The sequence below is a fragment of the Lebetimonas sp. JS138 genome (assembly GCF_000523335.1).
Classification (GTDB): domain Bacteria; phylum Campylobacterota; class Campylobacteria; order Campylobacterales; family Nautiliaceae; genus Lebetimonas.
Window position 1 is genome coordinate 629760 of the sequence record NZ_ATHT01000001.1, and the last position, 15090, is coordinate 644849.

General features: G+C 34.0%; 14 protein-coding genes. 2 read left to right on the forward strand and 12 right to left on the reverse strand.

Going from position 1 to position 15090, the window contains the following annotated elements:
- Positions 1 to 8: 8 nt before the first annotated feature.
- From rpmB to DZ67_RS0103530, 6 genes are all read right to left on the reverse strand, one after another.
- Entirely contained in the window at positions 9 to 194 is a 186-nt protein-coding gene (rpmB, locus tag DZ67_RS0103505; protein ID WP_024787285.1) for a 50S ribosomal protein L28, read from the reverse strand.
- 124 nt (positions 195 to 318) lie between these two features.
- The gene (locus DZ67_RS0103510; RefSeq protein ID WP_024787286.1) at positions 319 to 1482 is read right to left on the reverse strand and encodes a 2,3,4,5-tetrahydropyridine-2,6-carboxylate N-succinyltransferase; all 1164 of its coding nucleotides are present in this window, start codon (positions 1480 to 1482) and stop codon (positions 319 to 321) included.
- A gap of 35 nt (positions 1483 to 1517) precedes the next feature.
- Positions 1518 to 3125 (reverse strand): cation:proton antiporter, encoded by a 1608-nt coding sequence (locus DZ67_RS0103515; protein ID WP_024790729.1) that lies wholly within the window; start codon positions 3123 to 3125, stop codon positions 1518 to 1520.
- Positions 3118 to 3504: a secondary thiamine-phosphate synthase enzyme YjbQ gene (locus DZ67_RS0103520; RefSeq protein ID WP_024791769.1), complete on the reverse strand. Its 387-nt coding sequence runs from the start codon at positions 3502 to 3504 to the stop codon at positions 3118 to 3120. Before DZ67_RS0103520 ends, DZ67_RS0103515 begins: the two co-directional genes overlap by 8 nt.
- Positions 3505 to 4251: a pseudouridine synthase gene (locus DZ67_RS0103525; RefSeq protein ID WP_024789485.1), complete on the reverse strand. Its 747-nt coding sequence runs from the start codon at positions 4249 to 4251 to the stop codon at positions 3505 to 3507. It abuts the gene before it with no gap.
- Between the two features lie 107 nt (positions 4252 to 4358).
- A complete protein-coding gene (locus tag DZ67_RS0103530) occupies positions 4359 to 5303 on the reverse strand; it encodes a KpsF/GutQ family sugar-phosphate isomerase (protein WP_024787290.1) in 945 nt (314 codons plus the stop codon).
- 128 nt (positions 5304 to 5431) lie between these two features.
- Between DZ67_RS0103530 and acnB the strand changes: the two genes are divergently transcribed.
- Positions 5432 to 8029 (forward strand): bifunctional aconitate hydratase 2/2-methylisocitrate dehydratase, encoded by a 2598-nt coding sequence (acnB, locus tag DZ67_RS0103535; protein WP_024787291.1) that lies wholly within the window; start codon positions 5432 to 5434, stop codon positions 8027 to 8029.
- Here acnB and DZ67_RS0103540 read toward each other — a convergent pair.
- Genes DZ67_RS0103540 through DZ67_RS0103555 form a run of 4 tightly spaced genes read right to left on the reverse strand, consistent with a single transcriptional unit; the run spans position 8015 to position 9800 of the window.
- Positions 8015 to 8359: a phosphate-starvation-inducible PsiE family protein gene (locus DZ67_RS0103540; RefSeq protein WP_024787292.1), complete on the reverse strand. Its 345-nt coding sequence runs from the start codon at positions 8357 to 8359 to the stop codon at positions 8015 to 8017. The genes acnB and DZ67_RS0103540 overlap by 15 nt on opposite strands.
- 36 nt (positions 8360 to 8395) lie before the next feature.
- Positions 8396 to 9112: a DUF445 domain-containing protein gene (locus DZ67_RS0103545; RefSeq protein WP_024787293.1), complete on the reverse strand. Its 717-nt coding sequence runs from the start codon at positions 9110 to 9112 to the stop codon at positions 8396 to 8398.
- The gene (locus tag DZ67_RS0103550) at positions 9109 to 9450 is read right to left on the reverse strand and encodes an arsenate reductase family protein (RefSeq protein WP_024787294.1); all 342 of its coding nucleotides are present in this window, start codon (positions 9448 to 9450) and stop codon (positions 9109 to 9111) included. The genes DZ67_RS0103545 and DZ67_RS0103550 overlap by 4 nt, the downstream gene beginning before the upstream one ends.
- Positions 9447 to 9800, reverse strand: a complete 354-nt coding sequence (locus tag DZ67_RS0103555) for a rhodanese-like domain-containing protein (RefSeq protein WP_024787295.1) — start codon at positions 9798 to 9800, stop codon at positions 9447 to 9449. The genes DZ67_RS0103550 and DZ67_RS0103555 overlap by 4 nt, the downstream gene beginning before the upstream one ends.
- A 69-nt stretch (positions 9801 to 9869) precedes the next feature.
- Here DZ67_RS0103555 and DZ67_RS0103560 point away from each other — a divergent pair, with 69 nt between their 5' ends.
- The gene (locus DZ67_RS0103560; RefSeq protein WP_024787296.1) at positions 9870 to 11780 is read left to right on the forward strand and encodes a motility associated factor glycosyltransferase family protein; all 1911 of its coding nucleotides are present in this window, start codon (positions 9870 to 9872) and stop codon (positions 11778 to 11780) included.
- 9 nt (positions 11781 to 11789) lie between these two features.
- On the opposite strand, the gene DZ67_RS0103565 is transcribed toward DZ67_RS0103560, so the two are convergent.
- Positions 11790 to 13307, reverse strand: coding sequence for a flagellin A (locus DZ67_RS0103565; protein ID WP_024787297.1), 1518 nt, complete (start codon positions 13305 to 13307; stop codon positions 11790 to 11792).
- 185 nt (positions 13308 to 13492) lie between these two features.
- Positions 13493 to 15010 carry a flagellin A gene (locus tag DZ67_RS0103570; RefSeq protein WP_024789492.1) on the reverse strand — a complete coding sequence of 506 codons (1518 nt, stop codon included), beginning with the start codon at positions 15008 to 15010 and terminating at the stop codon, positions 13493 to 13495.
- Positions 15011 to 15090: the final 80 nt, after the last annotated feature.

The window sequence follows — 15090 nt, forward strand, 5'->3', positions numbered from 1 at the left end:
GGGGAAGATTATACAGATTTCTTTAGGTTTCTAAGACAACTTGTACAAATTTTAACTTTTCTTCTGACTCCGTTAATTTCAATTTTAACGTTTTGAATGTTCGGATCAAATTTATGTCTGATTTTTTTATTTGAATGGCTCACTCTGTTTCCAAATTGAGGACCTTTTCCACAAATTTCGCATTTTCTTGCCATTTAATATCCTTTTACTTTATTTGAGTTTGAAATTATATCAAAAATTTTTTATTTTTACTTTTTATTTTTTCCTTTTATAACGGAAATTTTCTATTAAAATAACTTATCCTTACCACTCACTTCTTTAATGAAGCTCTTCATTAAGCTTAACCTCACGTCTGCTTCTAAATGCTGTCATTTTCCCTTTTGTTGTGTCAAATCTGTAATGAATTCCGTTAAGTCCTGCTAATTCCAACCCTTTAAAATATTCTTTATATTCCGCCTTCCATTCAGGGTTTACCTCTTTTATTTTATAAAATTCATCTTCACCAATAAATATTTTTGTGCCCTCTAAAACCGCAATTCCGGCATCTACTATACATCCGTCTCCCAAAGGGATTCCTGTTACAGAATTTGCGCCAAGAAGCGTATTTTTACCAATGGTAATAGGATTTCCGTTTGTACCGCTAAGCACTCCTAAAATACTCGCGCCTCCGCCTACATCCGCACCTTCTTTTACAACGGCGGATGAACTTATTCTACCTTCAACCATTACCGCACCCTCTGTTCCGGCGTTAAAGTTTATATAACTTGCCCCCGGCATTACAGTGGTTCCGGGAGCCAACTGAGCACCGAATCTTACTTTGCTTGTATCAAGAATTCTTATATTTTCATCCGGAATTATATGTGCAAGGAATCTCGGAAATTTATCCACATATTCAATTTCAGGAAATGAATCTTTAAGCTTCATTTCAATTTCATGGGCTTTTAAATATTCAAGCTCAATCGGTACATTTCCAATCCACGCCGAATTATGCAAAACACCAAAAGCCCCGCTCAAATTTACTCCCCTTAAAGGTGCTTTTCTTGTGGAAAGGGCGTATAATTTCAAATAAACAGCCTCAACCGACTTTGGAGCCTTATCTTCAAATAAGAAACAAATTCTGTAATTATCGTATAACTCTTCTTCAAAAATTTCTTTTAAAACCTTTAAAACCTGTATATTTTTATGTTTTTCGCCTACGGCCTCACTTATTAAATCTTCTCCGAAATAATTTAATGCCGTATCTACAAAATCTTTGGAAATAGGCGCTACAAATTCGCTTTTTTCAAAATCAACATCAACGCCGCATTCAATCAAACTTCTGATAAATACTGCTGCTGAGCCAAAATTTTCATTCCAGTTTATTACGGGATAAGTGGCCTGAAGTACTTTATCATGGTTTAACTGTCCCAAATCGACTCTTGCAATTCCAAAAGCCATCGGTTGTCTGTAATTAGATATATTTTTTACTAACTTTTCAAACATTTATATCCTTTTTTACAAAATTATACCAAATGTTTTTAATTTTCCAATTCACATTTAAGCGCTAAATTTATCAGTATTTCGGCAAGTTCTTTACTTTTATCCACTACATAAACATTTTTTTCTTTATAATAATTAACCTCATCCTCATTTTCACTTAAAACAATAATATTCAGATTTGGATTAATATCTAAAATATTTTCTACAATCATATGGGTGTGTTCTTCATTCTGTGTGGTAATAATTACCGCACACGCATTTTCTATATCCAGACTTTCAAGCACTCTTTTATTTGCAGCATTGCCAAAAATAACATTATCGCCTTTATTTAAACCATCTTTTACCAATTCTATCTGCTTGTCTATCGCTACATAAGGAATTTTAAAATTGTTAAGTTTTCTTGCTATCCTTTGACCTATCTTATCATTGCCAATTAGTACAATATGCCCTCTGGCTCCTGCCGAAAAAATATTATATTCTTCAAAATTCTGTATATCTTCGTCAAAAATGTCTGCTATTTTATAAATATACTTAATGATAAAAGGCGTTAAAAGCATAGAAATTACAGCGGCAACCACCAGTTCTTGCAGTAAAAATTTTTCTAATAAAGAAAATTTACCCAAAAGTGCAAAAATTACAAAAGCAAATTCGCCTATCTGAGAAAGTATAAAACCGCTTTTTAAAGCCACTCTTTTATGTTTTACAAATTTTTTCAAAATTAAATAAATTAAAAAGGCCTTGAGTGTCATAACAGTTAAAGTAATTAAAACAATTGAAAATACATGGTTAAATACAAAATGAATATTTACCATAAGACCTACGGAAATAAAAAATATGCCTAAAAGCAAATCTCTAAAAGGAACCAAATCCGCTTCTATCTGATATTTATATTTTGTTTCGCTCAAAATCATACCCGCCAAAAATGCTCCGAGAGAATAACTGAGTCCAAAAAAATGGGCTGTCTCAGCCGCAGTCAATACAACCAACAAAACAGTTGAAAGAAAAATTTCATCAGATTTTGTTTTGGTGGCTTTTGTAATAATAAACGGGGCAATATATTTACCGAAAATATAAATAAAAACACCCAGAGACGCCATTGCTTCTATTGTTTTAACAATCAGGGGTAAAAACGGGGCGTCTTTGTTTACTATAAGTGAAATTGCAATTAAAATAGGGATAACAGCGATATCTTGAAAAAGCAATATGCCAAGAGCCACTCTTCCGTAAGGTTTTGAAATTTCACGGGATTCATTTAAAAGTTTTAAAACAATAGCGGTGGAACTGAGTGCCAAAGCACTTCCTACAATAAAAGAAACCCTTATATCCACATTTAAAACAAACCAAAAAACAAGTCCGAAAAAAACACCTGCAATACTCATTTCCAAAAAACCGTATAAAAAAACCTCTTTTTTCATTGTTTTTAATTTTTCCGGAGAAAACTCAAGTCCGATTAAAAACATTAAAAAAACAATTCCTATTTCTGCGACAATTTCTATCGTATGATGTTCAATATGAAAAATATTCGCAATAACAATACCTGTAAAAATATATCCTATAATAGGAGGAATTTTAAATTTAGCCAAGGGTATGTTAAAAATTAAGGCAATAAAAAGTAAAATGATTATAATTAAAATGGGGTTAATCATTAATTACCTTAGCATACACGCTCCTTTCTCTTGGTCCGTCAAATTCAACCAAAAAGACACTTTGCCATTTTCCAAGCATTATTTTGGCATTTTCCACTATTAAAGTAAGATTACTGGTTAATAAAGAAGCCTTTAAATGAGCCCTTGCATTTTTATGAGCGTAATCTTTATATGGAACAATGTTTTTTAATGTCATCAATAAATCCCTTCTGAGAGTCGGATCACTTTTTTCAAAAATAATGACACTTGCCGTTGAATGAGGGCAAAAAACACTGACCACACCGTTTTTAACCCCGCTTTTAATTATTATTTCTTTGATATCGTCTGTTATGTCTATTATTTGAGATTTATGCTCCGTTTTAAATCTAATCGTTTTCATTTAACTCCCTTTTAAAAAATCTTTTAGTATTTTATATTCTTTTTTATCAAAATATCTTGTCTTTCCCTGAGGCAAAGCATTAAGGCTCACCCACCCGTAACTAAGCCTTTTTAAATCCATCACATCCCTTCCGAAATGAGCGAAAAAGCGTCTAAGTTCTCTGTTTTTCCCCTCTTCTATAGCAACTTTAAGTGTTGAAAATTTAGGTGAATTTTTTATAATTTGAACATTTAAAAAAGGTTTTAAAGTAATATTGTTTATGTCGGTATTTTTATGGGCACCTTCAATTCCCACTTCAATACCTTCCCCCATGGCTTTTAACATTTCTTCTGTTATAGAGCCTTTGATTCTGAGCCTATAAACTCTCGGTAAATTGGATTTCATCAAAGCTTCGGCAATTTTTGGCGAATCGGTTAAAATCAAAAGCCCTTCGCTTGCAAAATCAAGTCTTCCGACTGGGATAAAATGTTTAAATTTTCTTGGAAGGGAATCATATATTGTTTTTCTGCCCTGTGGGTCTTTTTTTGTTACAAGTTCTCCTTTTGGCTTATTATATACAATACAAGTATATTTTGAACTTATTTTTACTGGTTTTGAATTTACAGACACTTTGTCGCCGTCTTCCACTTCATATGCAGGATTTGTAACAGTCTGTTTATTTACTTTTACCCTTCTCTCAAATATAAGCCTGTCCGCTTCTCTTCTTGAATAGGTCGTATGATGGCTTATAAATTTATTAAGTCTCATTTATTTCCTTTAATTTTTCACTTTTCATTTTTCACCATAGCTACTTGGAACTTGGCAACTTGGCCTCTTGTCAATTTGACTACTCACTACTCACAACTCACTACTCACTATCTTATTCCCGCTTCAACCAATTGATGTATATGAATCACACCGACTACGTTTTCTTTGTCGTCTATTACAGGCAGCAGCTGAATTTTATTGTTTTCCATATATTTAAGCGCATTACTTGCCAAAATATTTTCATTTATCGTTTTAGGATTAATGCTTGCAAAATCAATTGCTTTTTTATTTAAATCAAATTTTTCGCTCATCATAGCCCGTCTGAGGTCACCGTCGCTTAAAATGGCTTTTATTTTTGAATTGTCCAAAAATAAAATATGCCCTATTCTCCCCTCTGTCATTTTAATAATAGCCTCTTTTAAAGAATCATTCTCATCGGCTACAGGAAAATCTTTTTTCATTAAATCTTTGACTTTTATAAAAAGTTTTTTTCCTAAACTTCCTCCTGGATGAAAAGATGCAAAATCCTCTTTTGTAAAGTTTCTTTTTTTCATCAGACAAACCGCCAGGGCATCCCCCACAGCAAGTGTAAGGGTGGTCGAACTTGTAGGCGCCACATTCAAAGGACACGCCTCCTTTTGAACATGTATATTCAAAACCACGTCTGCATATCTTGCCAGTGTTGAATCAGACTTACCCGTCATTGCAATCAAAGGCACATCAAATCTTTTAATATGGGGAAGGATTTTTATAAGCTCTTCGCTCTCCCCAGAATAACTTATTGCAAGCACGCTGTCATTTTTCCCTATCATCCCAAGATCCCCGTGAAGGGCCTCAGTCGGATGGATAAAAAAACTCGGAGTTCCGGTACTTGCAAGTGTTGCCGCTATTTTACCCCCTATAAGACCGGATTTTCCAACACCCGTAACTATTAATTTACCCGGTGTATTATATGCTATTTCAACCGCTTTTTCTATGCCGCTGATATCCGCATGTAAAAGCTCGTTTGCCTCTATTTGCAAAACTTCTTTTGCAATTTTTTTAAAGTCCACTATTTTCCTTTTTGTTAAAATTATAACAAAATATTTTGTTACTATATTACACATCAAATAATTAAAAGTGTTAATTGATGTAACAATTTGTAAAAATAATTTTATAATTGCAATAAAAAAGGACAGATATGAGCTTTATTGAAGAATATAAAAAACATACTGAAGAAAGAGCTAAACTTGGCATTCCGCCGCTTCCGCTTACAGCTAAACAAACAGCTGAGTTGGTTGAACTTCTTAAAATGGTTCCAATCCCGGAAGAAGAATATTTAATGGATCTGTTTTTAAATCATATTAATCCTGGTGTTGATGAAGCTGCATATGTAAAAGCGGCGTTTTTAAACGATATTATTCAAGGCAAAACTTCATCTCCTGCAATCTCCCCAAAAAGAGCTGTTGAAATCTTAGGGACTATGCTTGGAGGATACAATGTAAAACCTCTAATTGATGCTTTGTCTCATAAAGATGAAGAAATCGCACAAGAAGCTGCAAATCAGCTAAAAAATATTTTACTTGTATATGACGCATTTCACGATGTTGAAGAATTAGCAAAAGCCGGAAACAAATATGCTAAAGATGTGCTTGAATCCTGGGCAAATGCCCAGTGGTTTACTTCTAAAAACCCTCTTCCTGAATCAATTAAAGCAATAGTATTTAAAGTACCAGGTGAGACTAATACTGATGATTTATCTCCTGCCAGCGAAGCATTTACAAGAAGCGATATTCCGCTTCATGCAACAAGTATGCTAAAAGCAAAAATACCTGATGCCCTAAATAAAATAGCAGAACTTAAAGAAAAAGGGCTTCCTGTTGCTTTTGTTGGTGATGTAGTTGGGACTGGAAGCTCTAGAAAATCAGCCGCAAACTCACTTATTTGGCATATAGGTGAAGAAATTCCTTTCGTTCCAAATAAAAAAAGAGGTGGAATTGTTATAGGCAGCGTAATTGCCCCTATTTTCTTTAACACACTTGAAGATTCTGGCGCTCTTCCTATCGAAGGTGCGGATGTCAGCAAACTCGAAACAGGAGACGAAATAGAAATCAGACCTTATGAGGGTAAAATTCTAAAAAACGGAGAAGTTATTAGTGAATTTAAACTAAAACCAAATACACTTCCGGATGAAGTAAGGGCAGGAGGAAGGGTTCCGTTAATTATAGGTAAAAACCTGACTAAAAAAGCTAGAGTTTCTATTGGAATGGAACCTGAAGCTGATATCTTCATAAGACCTGCCCAACCAAAAGGAAAAGAAGGAGTAGGATATACACTTGCCCAAAAAATAATCGGTAAAGCCTGCGGAATGGAAGGCGTTAGACCTGGTATGTATGTTGAACCGACAGCTACAACTGTCGGCAGCCAGGATACAACAGGTGCAATGACAAGAGATGAAATTAAAGAACTGGCCGCTTTAGGATTTAATGCGGATTTGGTATTACAGACTTTCTGTCATACAGCGGCTTATCCAAAACCGGCTGATGTCAAGCTTCATCACACACTTCCGGCATTTATTACAAGCAGGGGGGGTGTGGCGCTTAGACCGGGAGATGGGGTAATCCACTCCTGGTTAAACAGAATGATTTTACCGGACACTCTTGGAACAGGAGGAGACAGCCATACAAGATTCCCTATGGGTATCAGCTTCCCAGCAGGAAGCGGGCTTGTAGCGTTTGCAGCCGTTACAGGCTCAATGCCTCTAAATGTACCGGAAAGCGTATTGGTTAAATTCAAAGGGGAATTACAACCTGGAATCACTTTAAGGGATTTGGTTAATGCTATTCCATATTTTGCAATAAAACAAGGACTTTTAACCGTCGAAAAGAAAAACAAAAAAAATGTGTTTAACGGAAGAATTTTGGAAATTGAAGGCGATATAATAAGAAACCTCACAATAGAACAGGCTTTTGAATTGGCTGACGCATCTGCCGAGAGAAGTGCGGCTGCGTGCACTGTTGATGTAAGCGAAAATCAGGTTGAAGAATATCTAAAATCAAATATCAAAATGCTTGAAGCCATGATTGAAGCCGGATATGAAGATAAAAGAACGCTTCAAAGAAGAATTGATAAAATGAAAGAATGGCTGAAAAATCCAAAACTTCTAAGAAGAGATGAAAACGCAGAATATGCGGCAGTTATTGAAATTGATTTAGATAAAATCACCGAACCTATTGTAGCTTGTCCGAACGATCCGGATGATGTGGCAACAATTTCTGAAGTATTGGCAGATGAAAACAGACCTCACAAAATTGACGAAGTGTTTATCGGAAGCTGTATGACAAATATAGGACACTATAGAGCAGCTGCCGAGATACTAAAAGGTGAAGGGCAGGTTCCTACAAGATTATGGATTGCACCTCCTACTAAAATGGACAAAGAAAAACTTACAGAAGAAGGATATTATGCCGTGTTCGGCCAGGCGGGGGCTAGAATAGAAATTCCTGGATGCAGCCTATGTATGGGTAATCAGGCAAGGGTTAGAGACTTTGCAAATGTATTTTCAACTTCTACAAGAAATTTTGACAACAGAATGGGTAAAGGTGCTAAAGTTTACTTAGGAAGTGCGGAACTTGCAGCTGTAACAGCACTTCTTGGCAGAATCCCGACACCAGAAGAATATAAAGAAATCTATGAAAGAAAATTAGCTGGAATTGAAGACAAAGTTTACAACTACCTCTACTTCCACAAAATGCCTCAAGAGGATGTTAAACATATGCTTAACTTAACTATTCTTTAATTCCTCTTTTTCTGCTTTATAAGTTATTTTTATTGACAAATATCTAAAAAAGAAAAATATCCCTATTAAAGCCACAAGTGAAAAAATAGTCTTTTCATTTTTATGTCCGACAACAAAAATAAAAACCTCTCTTATAAAAAATATAATTCCTGCATCAATCATATATCTCAGTTTTATCCTTTGTCTTTTGAAAAAGACAAAAAGCATCTGCACCACTTCTATAATTACAATATATTCCAAAATAAGACTTACCAAATGATAAAAATCATAATGAAAAATCAAAAGAAACAAAAACAGTAATGAAGCGATTATAATTTCAACATTTAGCACAATTCCCCTTTTTTGTGGAATTATGCTAAAACAAAATTACATTTGAATAACAAAATATTGAACAAAACCTATAATACCGCCGAGAACGGCTCCTGCAACATTAATAAACCCAAAATGCTTTTTCATTAAAACAAACAGCATATCTTCTAATTTTTTTTCATCAAATGAATTTATTTTATCTTCCACAATTTTTTCAATATTAGCTTTTATTAAAATTTTGGGCAGTTCACATTCCATAAAAACATATATTTCGTTTAAAAGCTTGTTTTTTACCTTTTCTTTATTTACAAATTTATTAAGTTTTATTCCGAGATTGACCTCACTCAATAATCTTTCAATGGTAGATGCATCTATAAAAGAGCCGAGCATCGGAAATTTTGATTTTATCAAATTATCTATCCATGTTCCAAGATTTTTGGCAAGTTCGTCTTTTGGGGTAAGCTCCGTTATATCCTGTGAGAGAAATTTTTCTATTTCTCCTTCCAAAAAAATTTCAATCTCTTTTTTTACCCCTTTATTTGTTACAATTTTTTTTATTTCCTCTTCGCTTAATATGTAATTTTTTACAACAGCGCCAACCTTTTTTGCCAGTGTGTTTTTTTCTCTTGGAATAACCCCCTGGGGGAAAATAAGGATATTTTTTAGTTTAACTGGTTTATAAGGTCTAAAAAGAAGTTTTATTGCAACATAATTAGTCACATATCCGATGGCTGCACCGACTCCCACACTTATGGTTAAAATTTCAATATTCATTCAAAAATTTCCTTATATTTTTCTTCATCAAATCCTACAACAACTTCACCGTTACCCAATTCAATTACCGGCCTTTTAATAAGCAGATTTTCTTTACATAACCACTCTAACATCGCTTCATCGTCAAGGTTTAATTCTTTTAATTTAAGCTGTCTGTATTTTGTACCCCTTTTATTAAAAAGAGTATTAATATCAACTTTTTTAAGCCATTCCTTTACTTTATCACATCCAACAGGTTCTTTTTTAAAATCATGAAACTCATATCCAATATTCCTGTCATTAAAAAATTTTAAAGCCTTTTTAACACTTCCACATGTTTTTATTCCATATACTTTCATTCTTCCCCTTTAATTGGTTTAATATTAAGTACTTCTGTTATATAAAAAAAACCCCCTCTGAGCCCTACAGCATCAAGACCCGTGTTTTTTGCAATTTCAACCGCCTTTTTTAAATCAGTTAATATTCCTCTGTCGTCCATAATCGCATATTTTTTACTTTTATCAAGCATCATAAGTTTACTTGCAAAATATTCATCAAAAGGTATATTTTTTGAATTGGGCAGTTTCCCATAAAATTCGACATCTTCCGGACCTCTTATATCGATAATTATTCTTGTATTTACGTCGTTATAATCCGGAAAAGGGTCTTTTGCAAGTTTGATATTGCTTTTTTTCTTCTTAAAAAACATATGCTCTCCTTTGTTATAATTTTATCAAAAATACCGATATAAGCTTAAATATATCAAAAAAGGAAAAAAATGTCTCCAATCTTTGAAAAAAACATAAAAGCTTTATTTAATCAAAATCCAAATTTAGCAACAGAACTTTTTGGTTTTCAAAATACCAAATTTGAAATATTCCAACAAGGGGATGACCCGGCAAACATAAACTTAATAGATAAAGAAAAAAAACTTCCGCTTTATGAAACCAAACCATTAGATGAAATTGAATCACAAAAAAAAATATTTGATCAAAAATATTTAAGATATCCTGTTTTATTTTTTTATGGGACAGGAAACGGTATTTTAATAAAATTACTGCTTGACAACCCCATAAGAAAAAAAATAGTAGTTATTGAACCGGACACTCAAATTTTATTTATTGTTTTAAATTTAATAGATTTTTCAAAAGAGATTGAAGAAAACAGATTAATCCTTTATAAATCAGCCCAGTTCAATTATCCGGAAGCAATAAAAATAATGACCCATCCGGATATTATTCTTTTTGTCAAAACATATGAATTACAAATTAACACAAAATATTATGAAAAATTATATAAAAAAGACATTATTGATATAAATCAGTTATTTACAAGGGCAATAAAACAAGCCGTTATTAATTTTGGTAATGACACAATAGATACATTGATAGGAATAGAGCATTCTATAAAAAATATGCCTGAAATGCTCAAAAACCCGCCGATTCAGTCGATTAAAGGAAAAAAAAATTCGGATATCGCAATTATTGTCTCAACCGGACCTTCTCTTACAAAACAGCTGCCCCTGCTTAAAGAAATACAAAATTATGTGAGTATTATCAGCGTGGACGCTTCTATGCCCATACTTGAAAAATGGGGCATTATTCCGGATTTTGTAACAAGTCTGGAAAGGGTAAAGGAAACAGCTAAATTTTTTGACAATACATCAAAAGAATTTCAGGAAAAATTTATCACAATCCATGCATCGCTTCAACATGAAAATGTTTTAAAAAATTCATACGGGCCAAAAATTCTTTCTATGAGAGGTTTTCAATATAACAGATTCCTAAATCTTAAAAAATACGGATATTTAGGTGTTGGAATGAGTGCTGCTAATATGGCTTATGAACTTGCTTATATGCTTGGATTTAAAAAAATTGTTTTAATTGGACAGGATTTGGCTTACAGTGAAGATGGAACAAGTCATGCAAAAGGACATGTATACGGGGAAAAAGAGATAGAATACAAAGAAACCGATGAATATGTCACGAAATACGGGGGAAACGGGGTAATCAGAACGTCAAAAACATGGCTTATGTTTAAAAACTTTTTTGAAAAAGATATATATGAAACAAACCTTGAAGGAATTTTAACTATTAATGCAACTGAAGGAGGGGCAAGAATAGAAGGCAGTATAGAAATGCCTTTTAGCGAAGTTATTAAAAAATATGTCAAAAAAATTCCAAAATCAAAAATAAAACTTAGAAAACCGAGAATTGACGGTTATATTAAAAATCTACAAAAAGCATACAATAAAACATTGAAGATGATTAAAATAGGAGAAAAAACAAAATCAGACATTGAAAAAGTGTTTATTGAAGTAGCTAAATGTTTTGACGAACTGGTGGAATTAAACAAAAACAATCATCTTGAAAAGATAGATTTTAAAAAATTAAACAGACTCTCTGATAAAATTGATAAAATAAAAGAAAAAATCGAATCAAAAACTTTTATGCAGTGCTATGGGGAAACTATGGTTCCATATCTGATAAACAAGGAAACAGACCTTGCTAAAATTCAAATTCAAAATCCAAAAACCGACATTGAAAAAAAAGCAAAATTAATAGACTGGATAATGAATCACAGAGAATGGCTTTTTAATTTAGCAGGAAGCATAAACGCACAAATAGTTGTTGTAAAAAGAGCCCTTCCTTTTGTAGAAAAAGAATTAAAAAAAGAAAAATCTTATTGATTTTTCTAATTATTGTAACAATTTCAATACATTCTGCTGTACTGCGTTAGCCTGAGACAAGGCAAAACTTCCTGATTGTGCTAAAAGATTATGTTTTTGGAAATTAGCTGTTTCAGCTGCAAAATCTACATCTCTGATTTGAGATTCAGCCGCTTTTACATTTACCTGTGTTACGGAAATATTGTTTATTGTACTAACCAACTGATTTTGTACAGAACCTATATCTGCTCTTACTTTATCAAGAAGTTTTTGTGCACTCTCGGCAATATCCATAACAGCCATAGCACCTTTTAGTGTTGTAACTCCTGCGCCTATTCCGCTTGCATTATCCGCTCCTACCACAGAATTTGCATTTGCTCCAATGGCACTTGCCTGATCTGCACTGAAAGAGCCTTTAATAGTTCTTAAATTAATAGTGGCCTCGGCCATGTTACTGGTAATACCTATTTTTGAAATACCTGTTCCGGTAATTTTAATATCTCTTGCATCTAATCTTGTTAATGTAAGCCTTCCGACAATTGTATCTGATGCCGATGCATTTGCAAAACTTCCCCCTCCAAGTATTGAAGAGCCTGATGTAGTAGAAACCTGAATTGCCCTACCGTCCAAACTTCTTAGATTAAGTCTGCCTTCATGATCTATATAAGCTTCCACACCGGTTTCATCTTTTACCGCATTAATTGCATTAACCAATGTTCCGTCACTGTCTGCTTTTTGAACAGTAAGATCACCTATTTCAACCCCGTTTATTTTTAATCCGTGAACGGTGCCTGCTTGTATTTCACTTGAACCTGTTCCATGTACCTGCCATGATGCCCTGACACCTGTTAAATCAGAGTTTTTATTTATAACTTCCGCAAGTACTCCTATTCCTGTTCCTGCACTTGTTGATACTTTTACTGTTTCTAATTGTATATCTCTTCTTCCGTCTGCTGATTTAAATGTTAATTTATAGCTATTAAGTGAATTGGAAGCAGTAGAAACAGCAACATCCGCAGTTGTTTCAAATCTTGTGTTTCCTATTTTGTCTGAAGATGTGGCACCTATACTCGCCTGAACTGTTTCATTTGAATAAGCACCTATTTGGAATTTTTGATTGGTAAAACTACCGCTTAAGAGTTTTTTACCGTTATAAGATGTTGTTTGAGCAATATTGTCAAGCTCTTCCATTAATCTTGTAATATCTTCTTGAAGCGCTTTTCTTGTATCTGTTGTCTGTCCGTCCTGTGCGGCCTGAGTGGCTTTTACTTTAATTGTATCAAGAATTTTTACCTGTTCGTCCATTGCTTTGTCGGCAATTTGCATAACGCCGACGGCATCATTGGCATTTCTAATAGCCTGACCTAAACTGTCAGCCTGATCTCTCAAAGAATCTGCAATCTGAAGACCTGATGCGTCATCCGCAGCTTTGTTTATTCTAAGTCCAGTTGAAAGTTTTTCCAAAGAATCGCTAAGTTCCCTGTTGTTGGCCACAGCTGCCGCATGTGCATTTAATGCAGCAATGTTTGTATTTATTCTAAAGCCCATATGCTTCTCCTTAATATTTTAAAAAAAGAAGCAAAAGCTATTCCGAAAAGTTAAAATGTAAAATGGAGAACGGAAAATGAGCGCAAATGAGCAAAGCAATTACCTGCTTGAAAAGCGGCCACGGTGAATAATGGAAAATTAAAAATAAAGAAAAAGGCAAAAAGCCTTAAAAAGCCGTAGAAATATTATTGTAAAAGTCTCATTACATTTTGTTGAGAAGCATTAGCCTGAGACAATGCATAACTTCCTGATTGTGCCAATAAATTCCATTTTTTGAAATTAGCAGTCTCAGCTGCAAAATCTACATCTCTAATTTGAGATTCAGCCGCTTTTACATTTACCTGTGTTACTGAAATGTTGTTAATTGTACTTACTAATTGATTTTGTACAGAACCAATATCACCTCTGATTTTATCAAGTAATTTAGCTGCACTGTCTGAAATATTCATAACAGCCATAGCACCTTTTAGAGTTGTAACCCCTGCGCCTATTCCGCTTGCATTATCTGTAGCTATTAATGAGTTAGCATTTGCTCCAATAGCACTTGCCTGAGTCGTATTAAATCTGTTTTTGATTGTTCTTAAATTAATAGTGGCCTGAGCCATTTTACTTGTTACACCAACCAAAGAAGCATTTGTTCCACTGATTTTAATATCCCTTGCATCAAGTCTTACAAAAGTAAGCCTTCCGACAATTGTATCTGTTCCTGAAGCTTTGTTAAAACTTCCGTTTCCTAATACTGTTGATGCTGATGTGGTAGAAACCTTAATTGCCCTACCGTCCAAACTTCTTAGATTTAATCTTCCCTGCTCGTCTACATATGCTTCCACACCGGTTTGGTCTTTTACCGCATTAATTGCATTAACCAATGTTCCGTCACTGTCTGCTTTTTGAACAGTAAGGTCACCTATTTCCACACCGTTTATTTTTAATCCGTGAACAGTACCGGAACTAATCTCACTTGAGCCTGTTCCCTGTACCTTCCATGAAGCCCTGACACCAGTTAAATTAGAGTTTTTATTGATAACTTCCGCAAGCACCCCTATACCTGTTCCGGCACTTGTTGATATTTTTACATCTTCTAATGTAATATCTCTTTTCCCGTCTACTGATTTAAATTTTAAAGCTACATCTTTTAATGAATTTGCCCCTGCTGAAACAGCAACATACGCAGTTGTTTCAAATCTTGTGTTTCCTATTTTGTCTGAAGATGTGGCACCTATACTTGCTGTTATTGTTTCATTTGAATAAGCACCGATTTGGAATTTTTGATTGGTAAAACTACCGCTTAAGAGTTTTTTACCGTTATAAGATGTTGTTTGAGCAATATTGTCAAGCTCTTCCATTAATCTTGTAATATCTTCTTGAAGCGCTTTTCTTGTATCTGTTGTCTGTCCGTCCTGTGCGGCCTGAGTGGCTTTTACTTTAATTGTATTAAGAATTTTTACCTGTTCATCCATTGCTTTGTCGGCAATTTGCATAACGCCGACGGCATCATTGGCATTTCTAATAGCCTGACCTAAACTGTCAGCCTGATCTCTTAAAGAATCCGCAATCTGAAGACCTGATGCGTCGTCTGCTGCTTTGTTTATTCTAAGCCCTGTGCTTAATTTTTCAAGAGAATCATTTAAATTTCTGTTTGTTACCATTTCTGCAGCATGCGCATTAAGAGCCGCTACATTTGTTCTGATTCTAAAACTCATTTTTAACTCCTTTTAATTTTATGATGGCTTCCTTGCCATCTTGGATATATATCGGCCGATAAAATATTTTTTTGATATAA

Excerpts from the sequence above, each read along its gene's own strand:
- acnB (WP_024787291.1), top strand. The coding sequence starts at position 5,432 with ATGAGCTTTATTGAAGAATATAAAAAACATACTGAAGAAAGAGCTAAA.
- DZ67_RS0103525 (WP_024789485.1), bottom strand. The coding sequence starts at position 4,251 with ATGAGACTTAATAAATTTATAAGCCATCATACGACCTATTCAAGAAGA.
- rpmB (WP_024787285.1), bottom strand. The coding sequence starts at position 194 with ATGGCAAGAAAATGCGAAATTTGTGGAAAAGGTCCTCAATTTGGAAAC.
- DZ67_RS0103565 (WP_024787297.1), bottom strand. The coding sequence starts at position 13,307 with ATGGGCTTTAGAATAAATACAAACATTGCTGCATTAAATGCACATGCG.
- DZ67_RS0103570 (WP_024789492.1), bottom strand. The coding sequence starts at position 15,010 with ATGAGTTTTAGAATCAGAACAAATGTAGCGGCTCTTAATGCGCATGCT.
- DZ67_RS0103560 (WP_024787296.1), top strand. The coding sequence starts at position 9,870 with ATGTCTCCAATCTTTGAAAAAAACATAAAAGCTTTATTTAATCAAAAT.
- DZ67_RS0103515 (WP_024790729.1), bottom strand. The coding sequence starts at position 3,125 with ATGATTAACCCCATTTTAATTATAATCATTTTACTTTTTATTGCCTTA.
- DZ67_RS0103550 (WP_024787294.1), bottom strand. The coding sequence starts at position 9,450 with ATGAAAGTATATGGAATAAAAACATGTGGAAGTGTTAAAAAGGCTTTA.
- DZ67_RS0103545 (WP_024787293.1), bottom strand. The coding sequence starts at position 9,112 with ATGAATATTGAAATTTTAACCATAAGTGTGGGAGTCGGTGCAGCCATC.
- DZ67_RS0103520 (WP_024791769.1), bottom strand. The coding sequence starts at position 3,504 with ATGAAAACGATTAGATTTAAAACGGAGCATAAATCTCAAATAATAGAC.
- DZ67_RS0103555 (WP_024787295.1), bottom strand. The coding sequence starts at position 9,800 with ATGTTTTTTAAGAAGAAAAAAAGCAATATCAAACTTGCAAAAGACCCT.
- DZ67_RS0103510 (WP_024787286.1), bottom strand. The coding sequence starts at position 1,482 with ATGTTTGAAAAGTTAGTAAAAAATATATCTAATTACAGACAACCGATG.